This is a genomic window from Ruegeria sp. CDSA033 (assembly GCF_059612305.1).
Window position 1 is genome coordinate 12,724 of record NZ_JBXWQI010000014.1, and the last position, 18,980, is coordinate 31,703.

General features: G+C 56.8%; 22 protein-coding genes. 11 read left to right on the forward strand and 11 right to left on the reverse strand.

Annotation, left to right across the window (positions count from 1 at the left end):
• Positions 1 to 14: 14 nt before the first annotated feature.
• On the reverse strand, positions 15 to 332 hold the full coding sequence (locus AC2FLA_RS16615; protein ID WP_496723641.1) for an ArsC/Spx/MgsR family protein: 318 nt from the start codon (positions 330 to 332) through the stop codon (positions 15 to 17).
• A 215-nt stretch (positions 333 to 547) separates the two neighbouring features.
• Here AC2FLA_RS16615 and AC2FLA_RS16620 point away from each other — a divergent pair, with 215 nt between their 5' ends.
• Positions 548 to 754, forward strand: a complete 207-nt coding sequence (locus tag AC2FLA_RS16620) for a cold-shock protein (RefSeq protein WP_010439113.1) — start codon at positions 548 to 550, stop codon at positions 752 to 754.
• A 229-nt stretch (positions 755 to 983) separates the two neighbouring features.
• On the opposite strand, the gene thyX is transcribed toward AC2FLA_RS16620, so the two are convergent.
• Positions 984 to 1,895 (reverse strand): FAD-dependent thymidylate synthase, encoded by a 912-nt coding sequence (thyX, locus tag AC2FLA_RS16625; RefSeq protein ID WP_496723643.1) that lies wholly within the window; start codon positions 1,893 to 1,895, stop codon positions 984 to 986.
• Positions 1,896 to 2,070: 175 nt separating this feature from the next.
• Between thyX and AC2FLA_RS16630 the strand changes: the two genes are divergently transcribed.
• Genes AC2FLA_RS16630 through AC2FLA_RS16640 form a run of 3 tightly spaced genes read left to right on the forward strand, consistent with a single transcriptional unit; the run spans position 2,071 to position 3,919 of the window.
• A complete protein-coding gene (locus AC2FLA_RS16630; protein WP_496723645.1) occupies positions 2,071 to 2,499 on the forward strand; it encodes a VOC family protein in 429 nt (142 codons plus the stop codon).
• Entirely contained in the window at positions 2,496 to 3,200 is a 705-nt protein-coding gene (locus AC2FLA_RS16635; RefSeq protein WP_282153691.1) for a DUF1194 domain-containing protein, read from the forward strand. Before AC2FLA_RS16630 ends, AC2FLA_RS16635 begins: the two co-directional genes overlap by 4 nt.
• On the forward strand, positions 3,197 to 3,919 hold the full coding sequence (locus AC2FLA_RS16640) for a DUF1194 domain-containing protein (RefSeq protein WP_496723647.1): 723 nt from the start codon (positions 3,197 to 3,199) through the stop codon (positions 3,917 to 3,919). The genes AC2FLA_RS16635 and AC2FLA_RS16640 overlap by 4 nt, the downstream gene beginning before the upstream one ends.
• Here the strand turns inward: AC2FLA_RS16640 and AC2FLA_RS16645 are convergent, their stop codons facing one another.
• The 3 genes from AC2FLA_RS16645 to AC2FLA_RS16655 form a co-directional block, all read right to left on the reverse strand.
• Entirely contained in the window at positions 3,920 to 4,417 is a 498-nt protein-coding gene (locus AC2FLA_RS16645) for a MarR family winged helix-turn-helix transcriptional regulator (protein ID WP_496723649.1), read from the reverse strand.
• 78 nt (positions 4,418 to 4,495) lie between these two features.
• Positions 4,496 to 4,714 carry a succinate dehydrogenase assembly factor 2 gene (locus AC2FLA_RS16650; protein WP_108860430.1) on the reverse strand — a complete coding sequence of 73 codons (219 nt, stop codon included), beginning with the start codon at positions 4,712 to 4,714 and terminating at the stop codon, positions 4,496 to 4,498.
• Between the two features lie 35 nt (positions 4,715 to 4,749).
• Positions 4,750 to 5,142: a helix-turn-helix domain-containing protein gene (locus AC2FLA_RS16655; RefSeq protein ID WP_058274142.1), complete on the reverse strand. Its 393-nt coding sequence runs from the start codon at positions 5,140 to 5,142 to the stop codon at positions 4,750 to 4,752.
• Positions 5,143 to 5,233: 91 nt separating this feature from the next.
• On the opposite strand from AC2FLA_RS16655, the gene AC2FLA_RS16660 reads away from it, so the two are divergent.
• Entirely contained in the window at positions 5,234 to 6,436 is a 1,203-nt protein-coding gene (locus AC2FLA_RS16660; RefSeq protein WP_496723651.1) for a pyridoxal phosphate-dependent aminotransferase, read from the forward strand.
• A 10-nt stretch (positions 6,437 to 6,446) separates the two neighbouring features.
• Positions 6,447 to 6,848, forward strand: coding sequence for a hypothetical protein (locus AC2FLA_RS16665; protein ID WP_108860266.1), 402 nt, complete (start codon positions 6,447 to 6,449; stop codon positions 6,846 to 6,848).
• Positions 6,849 to 6,859: 11 nt separating this feature from the next.
• Here AC2FLA_RS16665 and AC2FLA_RS16670 read toward each other — a convergent pair whose 3' ends face one another.
• Both AC2FLA_RS16670 and ppk2 read right to left on the reverse strand, forming a co-directional pair.
• Entirely contained in the window at positions 6,860 to 8,224 is a 1,365-nt protein-coding gene (locus tag AC2FLA_RS16670; protein WP_496723653.1) for an MATE family efflux transporter, read from the reverse strand.
• Between the two features lie 105 nt (positions 8,225 to 8,329).
• A complete protein-coding gene (ppk2, locus tag AC2FLA_RS16675; RefSeq protein WP_472724094.1) occupies positions 8,330 to 9,253 on the reverse strand; it encodes a polyphosphate kinase 2 in 924 nt (307 codons plus the stop codon).
• 126 nt (positions 9,254 to 9,379) lie between these two features.
• On the opposite strand from ppk2, the gene AC2FLA_RS16680 reads away from it, so the two are divergent.
• Positions 9,380 to 10,255: an alpha/beta fold hydrolase gene (locus AC2FLA_RS16680; RefSeq protein ID WP_496723655.1), complete on the forward strand. Its 876-nt coding sequence runs from the start codon at positions 9,380 to 9,382 to the stop codon at positions 10,253 to 10,255.
• A gap of 6 nt (positions 10,256 to 10,261) precedes the next feature.
• On the opposite strand, the gene AC2FLA_RS16685 is transcribed toward AC2FLA_RS16680, so the two are convergent.
• Positions 10,262 to 10,870 (reverse strand): carboxymuconolactone decarboxylase family protein, encoded by a 609-nt coding sequence (locus tag AC2FLA_RS16685; protein WP_496723657.1) that lies wholly within the window; start codon positions 10,868 to 10,870, stop codon positions 10,262 to 10,264.
• 190 nt (positions 10,871 to 11,060) lie between these two features.
• Between AC2FLA_RS16685 and AC2FLA_RS16690 the strand changes: the two genes are divergently transcribed.
• From AC2FLA_RS16690 to AC2FLA_RS16705, 4 genes are all read left to right on the forward strand, one after another.
• The gene (locus AC2FLA_RS16690; RefSeq protein WP_496723659.1) at positions 11,061 to 11,615 is read left to right on the forward strand and encodes an NYN domain-containing protein; all 555 of its coding nucleotides are present in this window, start codon (positions 11,061 to 11,063) and stop codon (positions 11,613 to 11,615) included.
• A gap of 159 nt (positions 11,616 to 11,774) precedes the next feature.
• Positions 11,775 to 13,733: a DNA topoisomerase IV subunit B gene (parE, locus tag AC2FLA_RS16695; protein ID WP_108860261.1), complete on the forward strand. Its 1,959-nt coding sequence runs from the start codon at positions 11,775 to 11,777 to the stop codon at positions 13,731 to 13,733.
• Positions 13,734 to 13,876: 143 nt separating this feature from the next.
• Entirely contained in the window at positions 13,877 to 14,884 is a 1,008-nt protein-coding gene (locus tag AC2FLA_RS16700; protein ID WP_496723661.1) for a serine hydrolase domain-containing protein, read from the forward strand.
• Positions 14,885 to 15,734: 850 nt separating this feature from the next.
• Positions 15,735 to 16,016 (forward strand): hypothetical protein, encoded by a 282-nt coding sequence (locus tag AC2FLA_RS16705; protein ID WP_496723663.1) that lies wholly within the window; start codon positions 15,735 to 15,737, stop codon positions 16,014 to 16,016.
• Here AC2FLA_RS16705 and AC2FLA_RS16710 read toward each other — a convergent pair.
• The 3 genes from AC2FLA_RS16710 to AC2FLA_RS16720 form a co-directional block, all read right to left on the reverse strand.
• On the reverse strand, positions 16,006 to 16,806 hold the full coding sequence (locus AC2FLA_RS16710; RefSeq protein WP_496723665.1) for an alpha/beta hydrolase: 801 nt from the start codon (positions 16,804 to 16,806) through the stop codon (positions 16,006 to 16,008). The two genes, AC2FLA_RS16705 and AC2FLA_RS16710, sit on opposite strands and share 11 nt — an antisense overlap.
• A 68-nt stretch (positions 16,807 to 16,874) precedes the next feature.
• The gene (locus tag AC2FLA_RS16715; RefSeq protein ID WP_496723667.1) at positions 16,875 to 17,714 is read right to left on the reverse strand and encodes an EamA family transporter; all 840 of its coding nucleotides are present in this window, start codon (positions 17,712 to 17,714) and stop codon (positions 16,875 to 16,877) included.
• A gap of 74 nt (positions 17,715 to 17,788) precedes the next feature.
• Positions 17,789 to 18,934, reverse strand: coding sequence for an iron-containing alcohol dehydrogenase (locus AC2FLA_RS16720; RefSeq protein ID WP_496723669.1), 1,146 nt, complete (start codon positions 18,932 to 18,934; stop codon positions 17,789 to 17,791).
• Positions 18,935 to 18,980: the final 46 nt, after the last annotated feature.

Sequence of the window (18,980 nt, forward strand, 5' to 3'; positions counted from 1 at the left end):
ACATAAGCGCCCGATCAGGCAACGCCAAGGCTTGCCTTGGTTTTCGCGGTCCAGCCCAACAACAACGTACCGTCATCTTCGATCAAGGGGCGCTTCATCAAAGTCGGGTGTTCCTTCAGCAACTCCAAAGGTGGTCGCGTGCGTTGTTCCGCGTCCAATCCACGCCAAGTTGTCGACCGGGTATTGAGCAAAGCTTCGCCGAACGTAGCAAACGCCTCTGTCAGGACAGAATCGGGAACTCCTTGCGCGCGAACGTCTACAAATTCAATATTTTCAATTTCTTTCAGTGCCTTACGGCAAGTATCACAGTTTTTCAGGCCATATAGACGCATTTTGGGACCGTTCCTGTACTTGTATGAATTTTTGGCATTTTTGCCTGCTACATCCAGTTATTCTTGATTTTTTACTTCACCGTGCAATGTTGAAAAAGACGAAACACACAATTCGGGCTGCGTCGTGTGGGCGAAGCGGTGATGCGTTGTGGTTGCGTCAACCACTGCCCCCACCAATTTGTGGGACAACGTGTAAGTAGAAGGAGACACGGGAAATGCCAACTGGCACCGTGAAATGGTTTAATACCACGAAAGGCTATGGGTTTATTGCCCCTGACGAAGGTGGCAAGGACGTTTTTGTTCATATCTCGGCCGTAGAACGGTCCGGTCTGACCGGACTCGCTGACAATCAGAAAGTCTCGTATGAGTTGGAAGACGGACGCGACGGCCGACAAATGGCCTCTGATTTGAAGCCATTATAAAACACCCCGTCATCTGCGGGTACTAAAAGCAGGCCAACGGCCAATTTCCGGCCGTTGTCCATTCTCAAGGGTTTGAAACCTTACCCTCGCGTCGGTTTGGTATCGGCATGAGCGCTTTCGTTTTAGCCGAACACCACGATTTCCGAGCGTTCACACATCACACTGATGACTGATGTCATGAACCACTCAAAAAGGCGTCATGACATCAGAAGAAAGAGTTCTGTCGGCTTTAACTCTCGCGAATGACAGCCTCGAACTCGCGCCATTCCCGTGCCGTCATGCCCGAGTTTTCCTGCGTCACAGTTTCACCGGCCAACATGCGTCGCAGGCTATCAACCATCTGCGCCGAAAGGTTGACCGCACCCAAACGGTAATCTTCGAACGCTCTATACGCGAAGGGCACCCAGTCGGCGACGATCTTGCACATCATGTCGGCGTAAACTCGGATTTCGTACTGAGCATGTGGATCGGCCCGCAGGCGCAGGAAATGGAACAGGTTGTGCAGGTCGACCTTCCAGTACCACTGCGTGTAGATATTCGCAGGCAGGTTCATCCGCGCCAGTTCTCGCGCCAGCCCCTGCTGACCATCCTGGTTGATCATGGCTTCGTAATTGTCATAGCACCGCGCGCTGTCGGCCTTGAGCATTTCTAGTACGCGGGCTGCCTCTTCGCCTTGCAGGGCGTCGCCGCGACCCTGATTGTTCACTTCGGATTGTGCGGCCACGTGGTCCGGTGCAGGGATATAAAACTCTCGGTCCAGAATAGAATACCGCGCAGAATACTCATTCACATTTGCGGTCCGGTGACGAATCCACTGTCGGGCGACAAAGACCGGCAGTTTGACATGCAGCTTGATCTCGCACATCTCGAACGGGGTCGAGTGCCAGTGCCGCATCAGATAGCGGATCAGACCCTCGTCATTCTGCACCGACTTGGTGCCCTTGCCGTAAGATACGCGTGCCGCCTGACAAATTGCTGCGTCATCCCCCATGTAGTCAATGACGCGCACAAATCCGTGGTCCAGTACTTGATGCGCGGTATAGAGGTGGTCTTCCATCCCCTCAGCCACAACGCGGCGTGTTGGATGCGATTGCGCCCGTTGCGCTTCGATCTCGGCCAGTTGGTCAGAGGACAGCGGCATGAAAGTTCCTTTCCAGCAATGAGTCGCTCACCACTATATATCGGCAATTCACAGACAGGAACCGCGACATGTGCACCAAGCGTCGCAATTTCCAAATTGTGTCCACCCTGCCCCTCGACACGCTTGGCCCGCGCGCTAAGCTGCAGCCCATCACCTGAATAGAAAGGAAGCCACAATGGGGCTGACATATCTTCACACCATGGTCCGCGTGAAGGATCTGGAGAAGTCGATGGCGTTCTATGAACTGCTGGGCCTGAAGGAAACCCGCCGTTATGACAGCGAAGCGGGGCGGTTTTCGCTGATCTTCATGGCACCTCCGGGACAAGAGGATCGGCCGATCGAGCTGACCCACAATTGGGATGGGGATGACACTTTGCCCAGCGACAGCCGACATTTCGGGCATCTCGCTTATGGGGTCGACAACATTTACGAAGTTTGTCAGCACCTGCAGGATAACGGCGTCGTGATCAATCGCCCACCGCGTGACGGGCGTATGGCGTTTGTGCGCTCACCCGACAATATCTCGGTCGAGCTGCTGCAAAATGGTGACGCGCTGGAACCGGCCGAGCCCTGGGCCAGCATGGAAAGTGCCGGTCACTGGTGATCCGCTGGCTGATAGCATTGGGTCTGGCCGTTCTGGCCAGCCCCGTTCGGGCCGAGACCTGCCGGCTTGCACTGGCACTCGCTATGGATATCTCGACTTCCGTGGACGAGAACGAAGACGTTTTGCAAAGGCAGGGTCTTGCGGCTGCATTGATCGCACCAGAAGTGGTCGAGGCGTTTTTTTCCTCGCCCGCACCGGTGGCGCTGGCCGTGTATGAGTGGAGTGGTCGCACCACACAACGCGTTGTTCTGAACTGGACCATGATCAACACCGAAGCCGACCTGCTGGTTGCAGCTTCAACAGTGCAACAATCTGTTCGTTCGGATAGTGGCTCAGCCACAGCAATGGGCTATGCCTTGGCATTTGGCGCGACTTTGATGCAGCAAGCACCGCCCTGCCTGTTCCAAACTATCGATCTGTCCGGGGATGGCTCAAACAATGACGGCTATGGGCCGGATTCGGCATACCGGCACTTTCCCTTTCAAAACGTCGTGGTCAACGGGTTGGTGATCAACGCTGCGGACTTCGAAGGAGAATTGTTCCTCATCCCGTTCTTCGAGAACAACGTTCTGCATGGCCCTGGCGCGTTTTTAGAAATCGCACAAGGGTTCGAGGATTTTGAGCGTGCGATGCGCCGCAAACTTGAGCGTGAGCTGAAAGGGTTGCAGATCGGTGCGTTGAAGGAGGGTGCACATCAATGATCCGCCCCCTGGCCACGATACTTGTCATGTTCGCCAGCGCCGCTGCGTCGGAATGCAGGCAAGCACTGGCGTTGGGGCTGGACGTGTCAGGTTCGGTCGACAGCGCCGAGTATAGGATGCAAACCGGCGGTCTGGCTGCGGCCTTGCAACGCCCTGAAGTTGTTCAACTGATCCTGTCCGACATCGGCGCGCCTGTGCGATTGGCGATCTACGAATGGAGCGAGACCCGCCATCAACATATGTTGGTAAACTGGACTGAGATCCGCACGGCACAAGATCTTGCACGGATCAGCGACCAATTGAAGACCGTCGCGCGGGGTAACGCACCACAGGGCACGGCTGTTGGGTCGGCAATGCGGTTCGGAGCCAATCTACTGTCGCAGCAACCGAATTGCTGGAAACGCACATTGGATCTGTCAGGGGACGGCAAGCACAATCTGGGCCCCCATCCACGCAGCGTGAAAGCCGAACTGGAAAACACCAGCATCACGATCAACGGGCTCGTGATCGGCGCAGACGATCCCAGTCATGGCGACAAACGCTATGTCCAAGTCGGTGAGCTTTCCGCCTATTACAACACATGGGTAATACTGGGGCCCGGAGCCTTCGTCGAAGTCGCTTTGGGCTTTGAGGCCTATGAGGACGCGATGACCCGAAAACTGGTACGCGAGCTGGAGGGGCTAACCCTGTCCGACGCCGCAGATACCCTGCACCCTTGATCAATAGATGTACCGGATTTGGTCCGTCCAATACCGCTCGACCCGACGCAGGGATGTGGTGATGTCGTCGATGCCTTCCAGCCCCAACACGCCGCGATTTTGCAGCCCCTCAACGTGGCGCGAAAACAGCTCGGATACGACATCGCGTATTTCACGACCGCGTGGGGTCAATCGAACCCTTACGGAACGGCGGTCGATCTCGCATCTTTGATGGTGCATGTACCCCATTTCGACCAGTTTCTTAAGGTTGTAGCTGACGTTGCTGCCCTGATAATACCCGCGACTTTTCAGTTCACCCGCGGTGACTTCATGGTCGCCGATATTGAACAAAAGCAAGGCCTGTACGGCGTTGATCTCCAATACGCCAACACGCTCAAACTCATCCTTGATGACGTCCAATAGCAACCGGTGCAGCCGTTCCACCAAGGCAAGTGCCTCAAGATAGCTGGTCATGAACCCTTTGGTTCCCGGCGCGGAGACCTGCATTTCCATACTCATCCGATCCTCCGATTCAGTCGCGCTGTTTCAGGCAGGATGAATGGAAATCCCGAAAAATCGGTTAAGCCGGGTTTTCTTCTATTTTTGAAAGGTCTGCGCGATGTCCGATATCAATTCGGAATAGGTTTCGGGCGGCTGCACCTGCCCTGTGACCCACTGATAAAGATCCTGGTCGTTTTCGTGCAACAACGCATCATAATTATCCAGATCCGACGGCTCCATGGCCGTCAGATTTCGGTCAGCATAGGCTGACAGGATCAGATCCATTTCTTTGATCCCACGCCGCATGGATCGCATCTTCAGCCGCTTTATACGAACGTCCCGTGGTTCGTTCACCGACCCTGCTCCAGCATCAGACGCACCCTTTTCTCCAGCTTCGCGGCCCGCTCGGCGCTGGCGCGCATTTCACCGCGAATGGAACGCAGCTCAGCCACGACATCCGCAAGCTCGGGTGCGCCTTCTTCCGCTTCGACGGGGGCATCCATGCCTTCGCCTTCGCCGGTCAGCAGCCACATGATCGACACGTTGACCATGCCTGCCATCATGGAAAGACGGTTCGCGCGTGGCTCGGACAGATCATTTTCCCAGGCTGCAATTGTCGTCTTTTTCACGCCAAGCCTGCGGGCCATCTGGGCCTGGGTCATACCAGCCGCTTCGCGTGCCCCTGCCAGCCTGTCCCCGAATGTCGCAGAGTCCGGTCCGTACCAGTCATTCTCGTCGTTCATCGGGCTCTCCAATTCCATTATTCATATCGCTTGATCGTCATTCGAGCGCACCCTATGACAGTCAAGCTGAACATACAAATCGAGGCCGACCATGAGTTTCCTTTCTGCGACACTGTCACGCGTGAAGCCATCGCCCACCATTGCGATAACCGCTAAAGCGGCCGAATTGAAAGCTGCCGGGCGCGATGTCATCGGCCTAAGCGCGGGCGAGCCCGATTTCGACACTCCGCAGAACATCAAGGACGCAGCAGTAGCGGCCATCGCGGCCGGTAAGACCAAATACACTGCGCCTGACGGCATCCCTGAATTGAAACAAGCTGCCTGCGCCAAGATGAAGCGTGACCACGGGTTGGACTATACGCCCGCGCAGATTTCGGTCGGCACCGGCGGCAAGCAAACCTTGTACAATGCCCTGATGGCCACGATGAACGAAGGCGATGAGGTTGTGATCCCTGCGCCCTATTGGGTTAGCTATCCGGATATGGTGCTATTGGCCGGAGGCACTCCGGTAATCGCGGAAACTTCGATCCAGACAAACTTCAAACTGACCGCAGATCAGCTTGAGGCTGCGATCACGCCGAAGACCAAGTGGCTTATCTTCAACTCACCGTCGAACCCCACTGGTGCAGGCTATAGCCGTGAAGAGCTGAAAGAACTAACCGACGTCCTGATGCGCCATCCGCATGTTTGGGTCATGTCCGACGACATGTATGAACATCTGGCGTATGACGGGTTCGAATTTTGCACCCCGGCCGAAGTCGAGCCCCGCCTTTATGACCGGACGCTGACCTGCAACGGTGTCTCCAAAGCCTATGCGATGACTGGCTGGCGCATTGGTTACGCGGCAGGACCGGTCGAGGTTATCGCCGCCATGCGCAAGATTCAGTCGCAATCGACCTCGAACCCCTGCTCGGTCAGCCAATGGGCGGCGGTTGAAGCACTGAACGGCACTCAGTCCTTCCTGGCCCCCAACAACGAAACGTTCAAACGCCGCCGTGATCTGGTTGTTCGCATGCTGAACGAAATCGACGGCATCAGCTGCCCGACGCCCGAGGGGGCGTTCTACGTCTATCCATCCATTGCCGGGCTAATTGGCAAAACCACCCCCGCAGGCACTGTGATCGACTCGGATGAGGCGTTTGCCACCGCATTGCTGGAAGAGGTAGACGTGGCCGTCGTGTTCGGTGCGGCTTTTGGCCTGTCGCCAAACTTTCGGGTCAGCTATGCGACCTCGGACGAGGCGCTGACCAAAGCCTGCACCCGCATCCAGCGCTTTTGCGCATCATCGACTTGAGTAAGCGCAAATGACGTCGGAACTGCCCGAATATTATTTCCGCGTTCGCGAAAATGGTGCGGCGGTTTTCAGGATCGACACTGAAAACCGCCAGCGCCGGATCGAGATGGATCAGATCGCGGTCATCAACATCCGCAATGGCGAGGTGAAACCGCAAGGCCAACGCACGTTGTCCGACGCCGACAAGGCCGAGATTGCCCGTTGGATGGAGGCGCGAAAAGCGTTGCTGGCCCAGCGCGACATCGATGACATTCACCGCGCGGTTGATTATCTGAACCTCACCACGCAATGGGCGCAATCCAAGGCGACACCAGAGCAGCTTGAGGACGTAACCGACCGGTTGTTGCTGGCCATGCATGATCTACGTTCTGTCCTGGTGCGAAAAAAGGCAGACCGCTTCGGCAAAGACTGACCCGCCGAATCTTACTCGGCGGGCACACCGACCTCGCGGACCGAGCGCATCCAGAACCGCGCCATCAGCATAACCGCTGCGCAGGCCAGGCCCAGAACAAGGCCGAGCCAGACTCCGATTCCGTCCATGCCCAATACGAAGCCAAAGTAGTACGAGGACGTGATCCCCACGCCCCAATAACTGAGCGCGGCCATGACCATCGGGACCTTTGCGTCCTGCAAGCCGCGCAGCAGACCCAACGCAATGACCTGTGCGCCATCCACCAACTGAAACAAGGCAGCCATGGCCAGCAGGCCTGTACCGATCATCAGAATTTCCGGACGCTGCGGGTCATCCGGTTCCATGAACAGGGAAATCAAAGGCTCGGCATAGGCTAGGAACAGGATGACAGTCAGGACCGAGATCACCAAAGACATCCCCGTCACCGCAATCGCGCCGCGTTCCAGATGTGGCCTATCTTTCCGGCCCAACGCGTTCCCGGCCCGGATCGTCGCAGCGTTTGACAACCCCAGATGCACCATGAACGTCGCGGATGCCAAATTAAGTGCAATGCCATGTGCCGCCAGCGGAACCTGACCCAGCCAGCCCATCATGATCGCTGACATTGCGAACAGGCTGACCTCGGACAGGGTCGTCAGGCCAATCGGCACGCCAAGGCGGAGAACGCTAAGAAACATCTCCCAATCTGGACGCCAGAACCTTTGGAACAGGCTATGTTCGGGCAGAACGCGCATGGCGTAAATCACCACGCAAACCAGCGACACGATCTGCGTAACGACCGACGCGATTGCGGCGCCCATCACACCCAGCTCAGGGGCTCCCCAATTGCCGAAGATCAAGGCATAGTTGGTAAACGCGTTAACCACCGCCGCCGCCACGGTGATCCACAAAACGATCTGAGTCCGCTCTAACGCGGCCAGATAGGATTTCAACACCATGACCAAAAGCGCCGGAATCAAGCCCCACCCGGCGACCCTTAGGTACTGGGACGCGGTGTCGGCAACCTGCGGGTCCTGCTTCAACGCAAGAAAAATTGGGTAAGACCACCAGAGCATTGGCATCATGACCGCCGCATAGATCAACGACAACCACAACCCCATGCGCGTTGTACGGCGAATGCTTGTTTCGTCTTCTTCGGCCGCGGCCGTCGCCACCATTGGCATGACGGCCAAACCGAATCCGGCCCCAAACAGGAACAGCACAAAGAAATAGCTGCTGGCCAGGGTCACGGCGGCCAGCGCCTCGACACCGTACCAACCCAGCATGACCGTATCCGTCAGCCCAATTGCAAATTGGGCCAGGTGCCCGCCGATCAGCGGCAGGCCCAGCACAGAAATGGCCCGGAAGTGGCCACCATATGTCATCACCTTACTCATCCGAACAGCCTTATGCCCGGCCCGAGGCCGGGACAAGAGGCGAACGACGAAATTTCACCTTGAGACTACACCCGCAGGTTCAAATGTTACCTGAGAGGACTACTGTCACACCGTTTCAGGATGCAGTGAATTGCCCAGAATATGTTCCGAATGCTGGATCACGTGATGCGCCTGCCCGACGATCAAAGGATCGGGGCTGTCGACGATTTCATGGTTCTTGTCCGGATAATCCAGTGTGGACAGGAAGTGGCGCATGCAATTCAGACGCGCGCGCTTTTTGTCGTTCGATTTCACGATGGTCCACGGGGCATCGGCTGTGTCGGTGTAGAAAAACATCGCCTCTTTGGCCTCGGTATAATCGTCCCATTTATCAAGGCTGGCCTTGTCGATCGGCGAAAGCTTCCACTGTTTCAGAGGATCGGTTTCGCGGCTTTTGAACCGGCGTTGCTGCTCGGGTTGCGTGACCGAAAACCAGTATTTGTAGAGCTGGATGCCCGAGCGCACCAGCATCCGCTCCAGCTCGGGTGTTTGGCGCATGAACTCGAGATACTCGTTGGGTGAGCAAAATCCCATGACCCGTTCAACCCCCGCGCGGTTGTACCAGGACCGGTCGTAGAAAACCATTTCGCCGACCGTGGGCAATTCCTGAACATAGCGCTGATAGTACCACTGCCCCTTCTCTTCCCAGGTGGGCTTGTTCAGGGCAACGACACGCGCTTGGCGTGGGTTCAGGTGCTCCATAAAGCGTTTGATCGTTCCACCTTTGCCTGCGGCATCCCTGCCCTCGAACAGCAGGACAAACCGCTGGCCGGTTTCCTGTGCCCAATGTTGTACTTTTAGCAATTCTGCCTGCAGTTGCGCCTTTTCCGCCTCATAAGCTTTGCGCGCCATCTTGCGATCATAAGGATATTTGCCGCTTTCAAAGGCCTGACGAATTCTCTCGGGGCTAGGCTCGGCCGGTGAGGTTTTGGCTATCGCCGACAGGTTGGCAGGGTCTTGCACATTCTCGATCTGCGTCACTACTTCCATTCAGGTTCTCCTTGTCTCACTGTCCGGGAAAACGCCTAGCAGTCGGGTGAAAAACACGCTTTGATTGGTGTCAAAGTTTTACATCTTTCTGGGCGTGTGCTTCAGGTACAACAAAGGGCTTCGGCTATGGAAAAAAAGTTCATTGATCTTAACGGCCAGAGGTTCCTTCGGCGCAGCTGGGGGGACCCCGAACTTCCGCCCTTGTTGATGCTTCACGGTTTTCCCGAATATGGCGGCGCGTGGCAGGACCTGGCCCCGCATTTGTCCTCCGACTTTCATTGCATCGCCCCCGATCAACGCGGTTATGGGCAAAGCTGGGCACCGGAAGGCGTCGACCATTATGCCCTGTCGCGACTGGTCTCGGACATGGTGACGCTGATCGAGGGGTTCGCCCGCCCGGTTTGTGTTCTTGGCCACGATTGGGGAGCGTCTGTGGCCTATGGTTTGGCCATGTTCCGCCCTGATCTGGTGGACCGGTTGATCATCGCCAACGGCGTGCATCCGGCGCCCTTCCAACGGGCCATGGCCGCAGGCGGGGCGCAATCCGAGGCTTCGCAATACATCAATGCACTGCGCGCACCAGACGCGGCAGAGCGTTTGTCGGCGGACAATTTCGCCAAGCTCGAACAGTTCTTTCGTTTCGGGATGGGTACAGACTGGCTGACGGACCAGCAAATGCAGGTCTATCGTACAGAATGGGGCCGGCCCGGGCGGCTGGAGACTATGCTGAACTGGTACCGGGCATCGCCGCTGGTGGTTGCGAAACCCGGCGCACCGCGCACGGATCTGCCAGAGCTGCCGAAGGACCGGTTGATGGTTCGCTGCCCCCACCTGTTGCTGTGGGGGCGTGAAGACAAGGCGTTGCTACCAGAATCGACGGAGGGGCTGGAAGACTACGCGCCCGACCTGACGCGCATCGACATACCGAACGCCGATCACTGGCTGCATCACCAACAACCCAAAACGGTGGCGCAGGCAATCCTTGGGTGGATGGCGCGCTAAATCCGTTTACCGGTGCCCCCAATCCGCCGGGTCATCCGAGTTGTTGGGTGACAGGCCCAATATGTCACCATCTGTGGAACACCCCAGCCCCAAAACGGTCCGGTTCGCATAAGAAAAATACGCGCACACCTGATTGATTTCGAGGATCTCGCCATCGTCCCATCCGGCCGCGCGCAGGGCTTCCACGTCTTGCCGTTTCAACTCCGCCGGGGCCTCGGTCAGTTTGCGCGCGTAACGCATGGCCTCAATCTGAGCCGCATCCAACGGGGCCTCCTCTGGTGTGTCAGCCTCAATCGCCGCGCGAATTGCCTGGCTACGCTCCGGATCGCCCAACAAACGCTGCAAACCGCTGTAATGGTGCTCAACACAATAACTACATTTGTTCAGCGCGCTGACCCACACGCCCAGCACCTCAAGAAACCATTTCGGGATCGTGTTGGACGAATGGTGCAGCACGTTCTTGTACATGGCCATGTGACCTTCCATCGAATGTGGCCGCAAGGAATGCACCATCATGATGTTATCGACGTTGTTGCCGGGGCCAGTAACACGGTCGTAAAGTTTCCTGAGTTTTCCTGTTGCTTCATCAAAAGGGATGGTTCTGATCCAGCTCATCTCTTTGCCTCCCGTATCCATTTGCTTTTGCAGCCAAACCTAAACAGATTGCAGAAACAATGCGAGGCCTTGGCGACCACGTCTACCTGGAGCATTTCACCTGACTGCAATGAGAGCGCTCTGGGCATTCTCCACCGCCACCTGATAAAGAACTGCCGACACCCCGTTTCACTATTTTGATTTTTCAGCGATGCGCCTTCCTCTGTTCTTGTTTGTCCTGTCAATCTGCGGCCTGTTCGCGGCACTGTTCCACCCTGCTCTTTCTGATTGGGTAATGGTCGCAGGGCTTTGCACCGTCGCAAGCGCGATATTGCGGCTTGGAAAATGGTTGCGCAGATCGAAAGCGCCGAAGGACTGGGCCGTGGTTGATGGATCAAATATTTTGCACTGGCGAGAGGGCATTCCGGACATTGCCACCGTGCGCGAAGTTGTCGACGCTTTGACCGCCTCCGGCCTAACCCCTGGCGTCGTGTTCGATGCAAATGTCGGCTACAAAATCTCAGATCGCTACATGAAGGACAAAACTCTTGCCTCACTGCTTGGGTTGCCCGTTGACCACGTTATGGTCGCACCCAAAGGAACGCCAGCCGACCCGCTTGTTCTACAGGTCGCTCGTGACCTAGGGGCTACCATTGTCACAAACGACCGTTTTCGCGACTGGGTTGACGATTATCCGGATGTGCTACAGGCCAAAGAGCTTGTGCAGGGTGGCTATCGGAATGGGGCTCTCTGGCTGGCGTTGTGACCGTGGGTCCCGCCAAGTCAAACATGTAGCGTGTCAACTTCAGTTCCCCATCGGGGCGCATCATAGCCGACAAACCGCACACAACACTTCGCGCGCCCCTTCCCCCGGACCACATCCCCTGCCATAATGGGACCAAACCCAAAAACAAGAGCAGCACCCATGCCCGACGATCTGTTGACGCCAGAAGCGACCAATACCTATGACGCCTCCTCGATCGAGGTGCTTGAAGGTCTGGAACCGGTCCGCAAACGCCCCGGTATGTATATCGGCGGCACGGATGAGCGTGCGCTGCACCATATGGTGGCCGAAATCCTCGACAACTCGATGGACGAAGCGGTTGCGGGCCACGCCAACCGGATCGAGGTTGAGCTGCACGCCGATTACGCTCTGACGGTGCGCGACAACGGGCGCGGTATCCCGATTGATCCGCATCCCAAATTCCCGGACAAATCGGCGCTTGAAGTCATTCTTTGCACCCTACATGCGGGCGGCAAATTCTCGGGGAAGGCCTATCAGACCTCGGGCGGTCTGCACGGTGTGGGTGCATCGGTTGTTAATGCGTTGTCAGATTCCATGGTTGTACAGGTAGCGCGGGATAAGCAACTTTATGAACAACGCTTTTCGCGTGGTGTTCCACTGGGTCCGGTCGAAAAGGTTGGCGCAGCCCCAAACCGGCGCGGCACCACCGTGACATTCCACGCGGACGAAGAAATCTTCGGCCATCACAAGTTCAAACCCGCGCGGTTGTTCAAATCCATCCGCTCCAAGGCCTACCTGTTCTCGGGCGTCGAAATTCGCTGGAAATCCCATATCGACGACGGCGAAACGCCAACCGAGGCCAGCTTCCACTTTCCCGGCGGGCTGTCGGACTACCTGAAGGAAACGATGAACGGCTCGTCCACCTATGCCGAACAACCTTTTGCCGGCACTGTCGACTTTCGGGAAAAATTCGGCGCCGCCGGCAAGGTCGAATGGGCGATCAACTGGACGCCCTCGCGCGACGGGTTCATCCAGTCCTACTGTAACACCGTCCCCACCCCCGAAGGCGGCACCCATGTGGCAGGTTTCTGGGCTGCAGTCCTCAAGGGCATCAAGGCGTACGGAGAGCTGATCAACAACAAGAAGGCCGCGCAGATCACCCGCGACGACCTGATCACCGGTGGCTGCGCGCTGGTATCCTGCTTTATCAGTGAACCGGAATTCGTCGGCCAGACCAAAGACCGCCTTGCGACGGTCGAGGCGCAGCGGCTGGTAGAGAATTCGGTCCGCGACCATTTCGATAACTGGCTGGCCGCGGACACGAAATCCGCCGGTGCTATTCTCGATTTCCTCATTCTGAGGTCCGAAGAACGCCTGCGCCGACGCGCCGAGAAAGAAACACAACGTAAGTCCGCCACTAAAAAACTTCGTCTTCCCGGCAAGTTGGTGGACTGTTCTAGTTCAACACGCGACGGAACAGAATTATTCATCGTCGAAGGAGATTCTGCGGGCGGTTCTGCAAAAATGGGCCGAAACCGCAAAACGCAGGCCCTGCTGCCCCTGCGCGGCAAGATCCTGAACGTGCTGGGCGCGGCCAGTTCCAAGCTGGGCACCAATGCCGAGATCAACGATTTGACGCAGGCGCTGGGTGTCGGTCTTGGCACCAAGTTCAATGTCGATGACCTGCGCTATGACAAGATCATCATCATGACAGACGCGGACGTGGACGGCGCGCATATCGCGGCGCTGTTGATGACGTTCTTCTTCACCCAGATGCGGCCGATGATCGACACGGGCCACCTGTACCTCGCCTGCCCGCCTCTGTATCGCCTGACCCAAGGCGCCAAGCGGGTTTATTGCCTTGACGAGGCCGAGCGGGATGAGTGGCTTGAGAAAGGTCTGGGCGGCAAAGGCAAGATCGACGTCTCACGCTTCAAGGGTCTGGGTGAAATGGACGCCAAGGACCTGAAAGAGACCACGATGGACCCCGCGTCCCGCAAATTGATCCGCGTCACCATCGACGAGGACGAACCCGGCGAGACCGGCGATCTGGTCGAGCGCCTGATGGGCAAAAAACCCGAACTGCGGTTCCAGTACATTCAGGAGAACGCGCGGTTTGTGGAAGAGTTGGATGTTTGAGACGGTTTAAAGCAATGCGCAGAACATGGATAAACCCAATCAGGAAAATGGTCTCATAAATCAACAAGCAATGCAGGGGCCATATGTTGGGGTCACGTAAGGCAAGGCTGCGATGGGCGGCCGCTATTCTTTTTCTTGCTGGTATGATTGCACTGCAGGCGGATCATCGTCGCAGGCCAGCCACTGTTGAAGAAATTGTCGACTCATTTCTTCACATCCACAATATTCCTGGTGCTGTGCTGGCCTATGGCCCATGGCGTGCGGACCCTAAAATCGTGGCATTCGGTGTTTCCGATCCAATTCAGAATACTCCTATGCAGCCTGACCAGCCATTTCGTTTAGCCTCGCTCACCAAACCCATTGCGGCCAGAGCCTTGATCAAAGCTGAGGAACGCGGTCAGTTCGACCTGGAGCGTCCAATAGCCGAGCTAGCCAACCTTCCCCCGCCTCTTGATCCGCGATCCTCTCAGGTTACGGCCCGGCAACTTTTGGCGCATACGGGGGGGTTTGACAAAAACGTTAGCTACGATCCGATCTTCGCTCCAGAACGCCTCGGCCTCGATTTGTCGGCCAGTTGCCCCGAAGTGGCCCAAACCGTATGGGAAACCATGCCCCTGGATCACGCGCCTAACAGAAAAACGGCGTACTCGAATGTTGGTTTCTGCCTTCTGAGCAACCTGATAACCAGCACGCCGGGAATGACTGTCGAACACGCCTTGCAGCAGGTCGCCGATATCCATCTCGAAGGTGCCGTCGGACCCAATTGGGAATTTGGCATCGATGGCTGGACCCGCGTGTTGGATTCTGAGGCTGATCAAAACTGGCTTTTGGGGCTGGGTATCGCTGGCGGGGCAATCGGCACAGCCGAAGCGATCTGGTATTTCGCCTCGGTCCCTCAACCCCATTTTGAGGCGACGGCGACCCATGATGAAAACACTGATTTCTATGCTTCAGGATGGCATGTGTGGCCAGAGGAAAACGGCCAGCACCTGACCCATTGGGGCGGCCTTCAGGGTATTTTTACTGCTATATTTCGATTCTCCGACGGAGAGACCATTGTCATCTTGTTCAACGCCTCACCTGTCGATCGCGGAAGTGCCTTTGCGTCGCTTCATAACGCGTTGTATGAAAATAATAACGTCAAAAGATAAAGTAAAATTGCACGAGCATATGATCGAATCTCTGGCGAGCATCAAACCCGACTCGCGGCTTCAAAACACGCAGGGAACGCGCGGTTTGTGGAGGAGTTGGATGTTTGAGAATTCTCTATAGAGCACAATATTCCTGCCTAAAATCGGCTTATAAGGACTTTTGAAAAGCAGTTGGCTAGCAGAAAAACAGTTCAAATCGCTTTTTTCGTTGTACTAGGTGGCCTTGCAGTGTCTGCGGCCGCCATTCCTCGTGACTGGGTAATCGAGCCTATCGACGAATGTGATATTGCGAGAACTTGGCACGAATGGGAAATCATAAGGACTGGAGAACCTGTATCCTTTCAGGAATTCCTCAATAACTACTATCGTGTTTCCGTTCCGGAATTAACGCCTTCGGGGTTTGATCCCGCCCCTTACGCAGTGTCAATAAAGCGAAAGTCTTTCAATACATCATACGACAACGAGATAAAGGAATACGACTTCGAGATATCATGGACTGGTAAGATGAAGTCGCTTCTGAGAATGAGCGTGGATTTAAGCTACTGGAACAGGCTCAGAAAGTTAGATTGCGAATAGCGACAACTTCGTTGCACCTTTTTTGCAAGTCGAATTTAAATCGATCCAGCATGCTCGTACACTTATGCGGGCGGGGCAACCTAGTGCTTGATGCTTCGCATCAAACACGGAATGGATAGGGCGAACCATCACCACACGGCTCCCCATAATCCCCTTGCCTAACCCGTTGATCCCGTTCAAACTTGCGCGCAATTGTCATCCAAGAACAAATTCTGAGGATCCGAGCGTCCAAGACCCAATTTGAACGAACAAATTTTTCGAACGGGAGGACGACATGAAATCAGTAACCCTCGGGCTGGCCTTTGCCTTGCTGGCCAGTCAGGCAAGCGCGCAGCAGTCGCTGATCGGCGCATCGCCTATTCCGGTCGGGGCAGAGTTACGGTTCTGCTATTACAACGGCCTCGCTTATTCGGTGGACGCCTTTGTTGTGATCTCTGGCAACAACACCGTGACCGAAACGTCCAGTACGCGCGAAGAACACCTTCTGCGGTGTATCAAAAGCGGCGACGGTGTCATGAAGTGGAAACCGGAGAGCGGTATTCAGGTCAATCGCTGAACTGAAAGGTCGGGCCTTCTAGCCCACATTCCCCTTCCAGCCAGTCTGCAATCTGGCCGGCGGGATGCTCCCAGCCGGGCTCCATGAACAAGAAATGCGCGTGGTTTTCCACCGACATAAACGTTCCGCGATCCCCGTACAGATTGGCCAGCGCACGGCAGGTGTTTGGGTTGACGGCGCGATCCTCGGTGCCTGATACGATCAGCACCGGGCAGTCGACCTTGTCGATATCAACCTTCATCGCATGCTGATCGTCGAACATCCAAAAAAACATCTCGAACATAACCCGCCCGCTCTCTGCACCCAGCTGGTCGAACACCTCATGCTGCTGCGCCTCGGGCATCTTGTTCAGCGCAAAGGGGGCCATCAGGTCGAACTCGACATGCATGGGCTGTTTCCAGAACGCCCCGCCCTCCATCAGCGCGCGCGGGATGGCGCGCTCATCGTCGGTTTCGGGCAAGGTGCCCCACGGCGCGTTCGGGTTGATCAGGACAATAGCACTGGCCAACCCGCGCGCGGCCACTTGCTGCGCCACCACGCCCGCGATGGCATGGCCGAGGATGACCGGCTTGCTGTCCAAGCTCTGCACGAGTTCGGCTATGTCATTGGCATAATCCGCGACACTGGTATCCGTAAGTCCGGGGTCAGGTTCGGCCTCGGGGTCCCCACCATGAAAGCGCAGCGCAGGAGTATGCACGGTCCAGCCGCGCGCGCGGAAGAAACCCGCGTAGTCCGCCATACACCAAGGTCCGGCAAAGGCCCCGTGGATCAGAACAATCTCTTTGGTCATCAAAACGCCCTCTCGTCACTCGCCCCCACTATGCGAGACGACAGGCGCGCGCGGCAAGGCCGTCGGGGTCAGACGGACATACCGATCAGGGCAACGCCAACGGCCATCAGTAGGGCCGCGCCAAGGCGACGCATCCAGTTGCCCTCATGCAGGAAGATAAACCCGATCAGCGCAGCGAAGATCACCGAGGTCTCGCGCAATGCTGAAACCGCACCCAGTGGTGCGAAATTCTTGGCGTAAAGCACCAGACCATAGGCCGTCATCGACACCAGCCCGCCCAGGATACCGATCATCCAGACCTTTGCTGGAAGGCTGGCCAGTGTGTCCCGCTTTTTGATGCCGACGAACCCGGCAATGAACAGGTGCAGAAACGCGCCCCAGGCCCAATAGCTAAGCGTATTGCCCGACAGCCGCACGCCGATGCCGTCCACAACTGAATAGATCGAGATGCAAAACCCCGTACCCAGTGCAAACCACAGCGCCCAGCGCCCGACGCCGGACCGCAAGGCACTCCAACTGCTGAGCTGAATACCAAGCGCGATCAGCGCAATCCCGCCCCAAGCCTGCAGTGGCAGCACCTCGCCCACCAGTATCATCGCCCAGAGCGAGACCAACGCAGGCACGATACCACGGGCGATCGGGTAGACGACGCTCAGATCCCCATGCTGATAGGCTTTGCCCAGCATGTAGTAGTACCCAAAATGCACGACGGTCGAGATCAGGATGTATGGAAAGCTTTCAGCACTGGGCAGCGGCAGCAGCAAGACCATGGCCGTTGCAGGGATGACATGCCCAAATGCGACAAGACCCAAAGTGGTCGTTCGGTCGGCGGCTGTTTTGACGATGGCGTTCCACACCGCATGCAGCAACGCAGCCGTCAAAATGATGGCGATGACAAACAGAGTCACTTCCGAACCTTTCGCGCAGAGAGAACCGGCCCAAGATACGGGCCGGTTTCGTTACTTGCACAGAGCAAGACCGATCACAATGCAGCCTTGAACAGAGCGGTCAGATTGTCCTCAGTCAATTCGATTGGGTTACCCCCACAAGACGGATCGATGATCGCACCTTGCACCAGTTCCGGGATCGCAGCTTCGGTCACACCCAGTTCGGACAGCCTGGTTGGGATACCCAGCGCGTCGTTGAACGACTGGACAAAACCGCGGACGCCATCAAAGCCGCCATCAATTCCCAGATAGGCCGCCGCCGACTGAAACCGATCAGCGATAGCTGGGGCATTGAATTCCAGCACTGTGGGCATGCAAACCGCGTTGGTGGTGCCGTGGTGAGTGTTGAAAACCGCGCCAATCGGGTGGCTCATGGCGTGGATCGCGCCCAGGCCTTTCTGGAAGGCGGTCGCCCCCATCGCTGCCGCGCTCATCATCTGCGCGCGGGCCTCGATATCCGTGCCATCTGCATAGGCGCGTGGCAGGTACTCCTTGACCAGCCGCATACCTTCCAACGCAATGCCGTGGCTCATCGGATGATAATGCGGGCTGGAATACGCCTCGACACAATGCGCAAATGCATCAAGACCGGTGCCCGCCGTGATGAATTTGGGCATACCAACCGTCAACTCTGGGTCGCAGATCACCACGGTCGGCAGCACCTTGGGATGGAATATGATCTTTTTCGCGTGGGTTTCGGAATTCGTAATGACACTGGCGCGCCCGACCTCGGACCCGGTCCCGGCTGTGGTCGGCACAGCGATAATCGGCGCAATGACATCCGAAACCGCGCGTGTCCACCAATCGCCGACATCCTCGAAATCCCAAACCGGGCGCGCCTGCCCTGCCATAAAGGCAACCATCTTGCCCAGATCCAAGCCGGAACCGCCGCCAAAAGCGATCACACCATCATGGCCGCCCGCGTTGTAGGCCTCGACCCCCGCCTCAAGGTTTTTTTCGTTCGGGTTCGGGTCCACATCGCTGAACAGCCCGCGCCCCAGCCCTGCGGCCTCCATGATATCCAGCGTCGCCGCGGTGATCGGTAGATCGGCCAACCCTTTGTCGGTGACCAGCAACGGCTTTTGCATACCAGCGGCGGCACATGCCTCAGGCAGTTCTTTGATGCGGCCCGCGCCGAATTTGATTGCGGTCGGATAAGACCAGTTTCCAACAAGTGACATGTCAGGATTCCTTTGTGATTTGAGACCTGCCCGGCCGAGGGGGTCA

Excerpts from the sequence above, each read along its gene's own strand:
- thyX (WP_496723643.1), bottom strand. The coding sequence starts at position 1,895 with ATGCCGCTGTCCTCTGACCAACTGGCCGAGATCGAAGCGCAACGGGCG.
- AC2FLA_RS16680 (WP_496723655.1), top strand. The coding sequence starts at position 9,380 with ATGGAAAAAAAGTTCATTGATCTTAACGGCCAGAGGTTCCTTCGGCGC.
- AC2FLA_RS16630 (WP_496723645.1), top strand. The coding sequence starts at position 2,071 with ATGGGGCTGACATATCTTCACACCATGGTCCGCGTGAAGGATCTGGAG.
- parE (WP_108860261.1), top strand. The coding sequence starts at position 11,775 with ATGCCCGACGATCTGTTGACGCCAGAAGCGACCAATACCTATGACGCC.
- AC2FLA_RS16660 (WP_496723651.1), top strand. The coding sequence starts at position 5,234 with ATGAGTTTCCTTTCTGCGACACTGTCACGCGTGAAGCCATCGCCCACC.
- AC2FLA_RS16690 (WP_496723659.1), top strand. The coding sequence starts at position 11,061 with ATGCGCCTTCCTCTGTTCTTGTTTGTCCTGTCAATCTGCGGCCTGTTC.
- AC2FLA_RS16665 (WP_108860266.1), top strand. The coding sequence starts at position 6,447 with ATGACGTCGGAACTGCCCGAATATTATTTCCGCGTTCGCGAAAATGGT.
- AC2FLA_RS16645 (WP_496723649.1), bottom strand. The coding sequence starts at position 4,417 with ATGAGTATGGAAATGCAGGTCTCCGCGCCGGGAACCAAAGGGTTCATG.
- AC2FLA_RS16720 (WP_496723669.1), bottom strand. The coding sequence starts at position 18,934 with ATGTCACTTGTTGGAAACTGGTCTTATCCGACCGCAATCAAATTCGGC.
- AC2FLA_RS16640 (WP_496723647.1), top strand. The coding sequence starts at position 3,197 with ATGATCCGCCCCCTGGCCACGATACTTGTCATGTTCGCCAGCGCCGCT.
- AC2FLA_RS16655 (WP_058274142.1), bottom strand. The coding sequence starts at position 5,142 with ATGAACGACGAGAATGACTGGTACGGACCGGACTCTGCGACATTCGGG.
- AC2FLA_RS16710 (WP_496723665.1), bottom strand. The coding sequence starts at position 16,806 with ATGACCAAAGAGATTGTTCTGATCCACGGGGCCTTTGCCGGACCTTGG.
- AC2FLA_RS16700 (WP_496723661.1), top strand. The coding sequence starts at position 13,877 with ATGATTGCACTGCAGGCGGATCATCGTCGCAGGCCAGCCACTGTTGAA.
- AC2FLA_RS16615 (WP_496723641.1), bottom strand. The coding sequence starts at position 332 with ATGCGTCTATATGGCCTGAAAAACTGTGATACTTGCCGTAAGGCACTG.
- ppk2 (WP_472724094.1), bottom strand. The coding sequence starts at position 9,253 with ATGGAAGTAGTGACGCAGATCGAGAATGTGCAAGACCCTGCCAACCTG.
- AC2FLA_RS16685 (WP_496723657.1), bottom strand. The coding sequence starts at position 10,870 with ATGAGCTGGATCAGAACCATCCCTTTTGATGAAGCAACAGGAAAACTC.
- AC2FLA_RS16670 (WP_496723653.1), bottom strand. The coding sequence starts at position 8,224 with ATGAGTAAGGTGATGACATATGGTGGCCACTTCCGGGCCATTTCTGTG.
- AC2FLA_RS16705 (WP_496723663.1), top strand. The coding sequence starts at position 15,735 with ATGAAATCAGTAACCCTCGGGCTGGCCTTTGCCTTGCTGGCCAGTCAG.
- AC2FLA_RS16650 (WP_108860430.1), bottom strand. The coding sequence starts at position 4,714 with ATGCGATCCATGCGGCGTGGGATCAAAGAAATGGATCTGATCCTGTCA.
- AC2FLA_RS16620 (WP_010439113.1), top strand. The coding sequence starts at position 548 with ATGCCAACTGGCACCGTGAAATGGTTTAATACCACGAAAGGCTATGGG.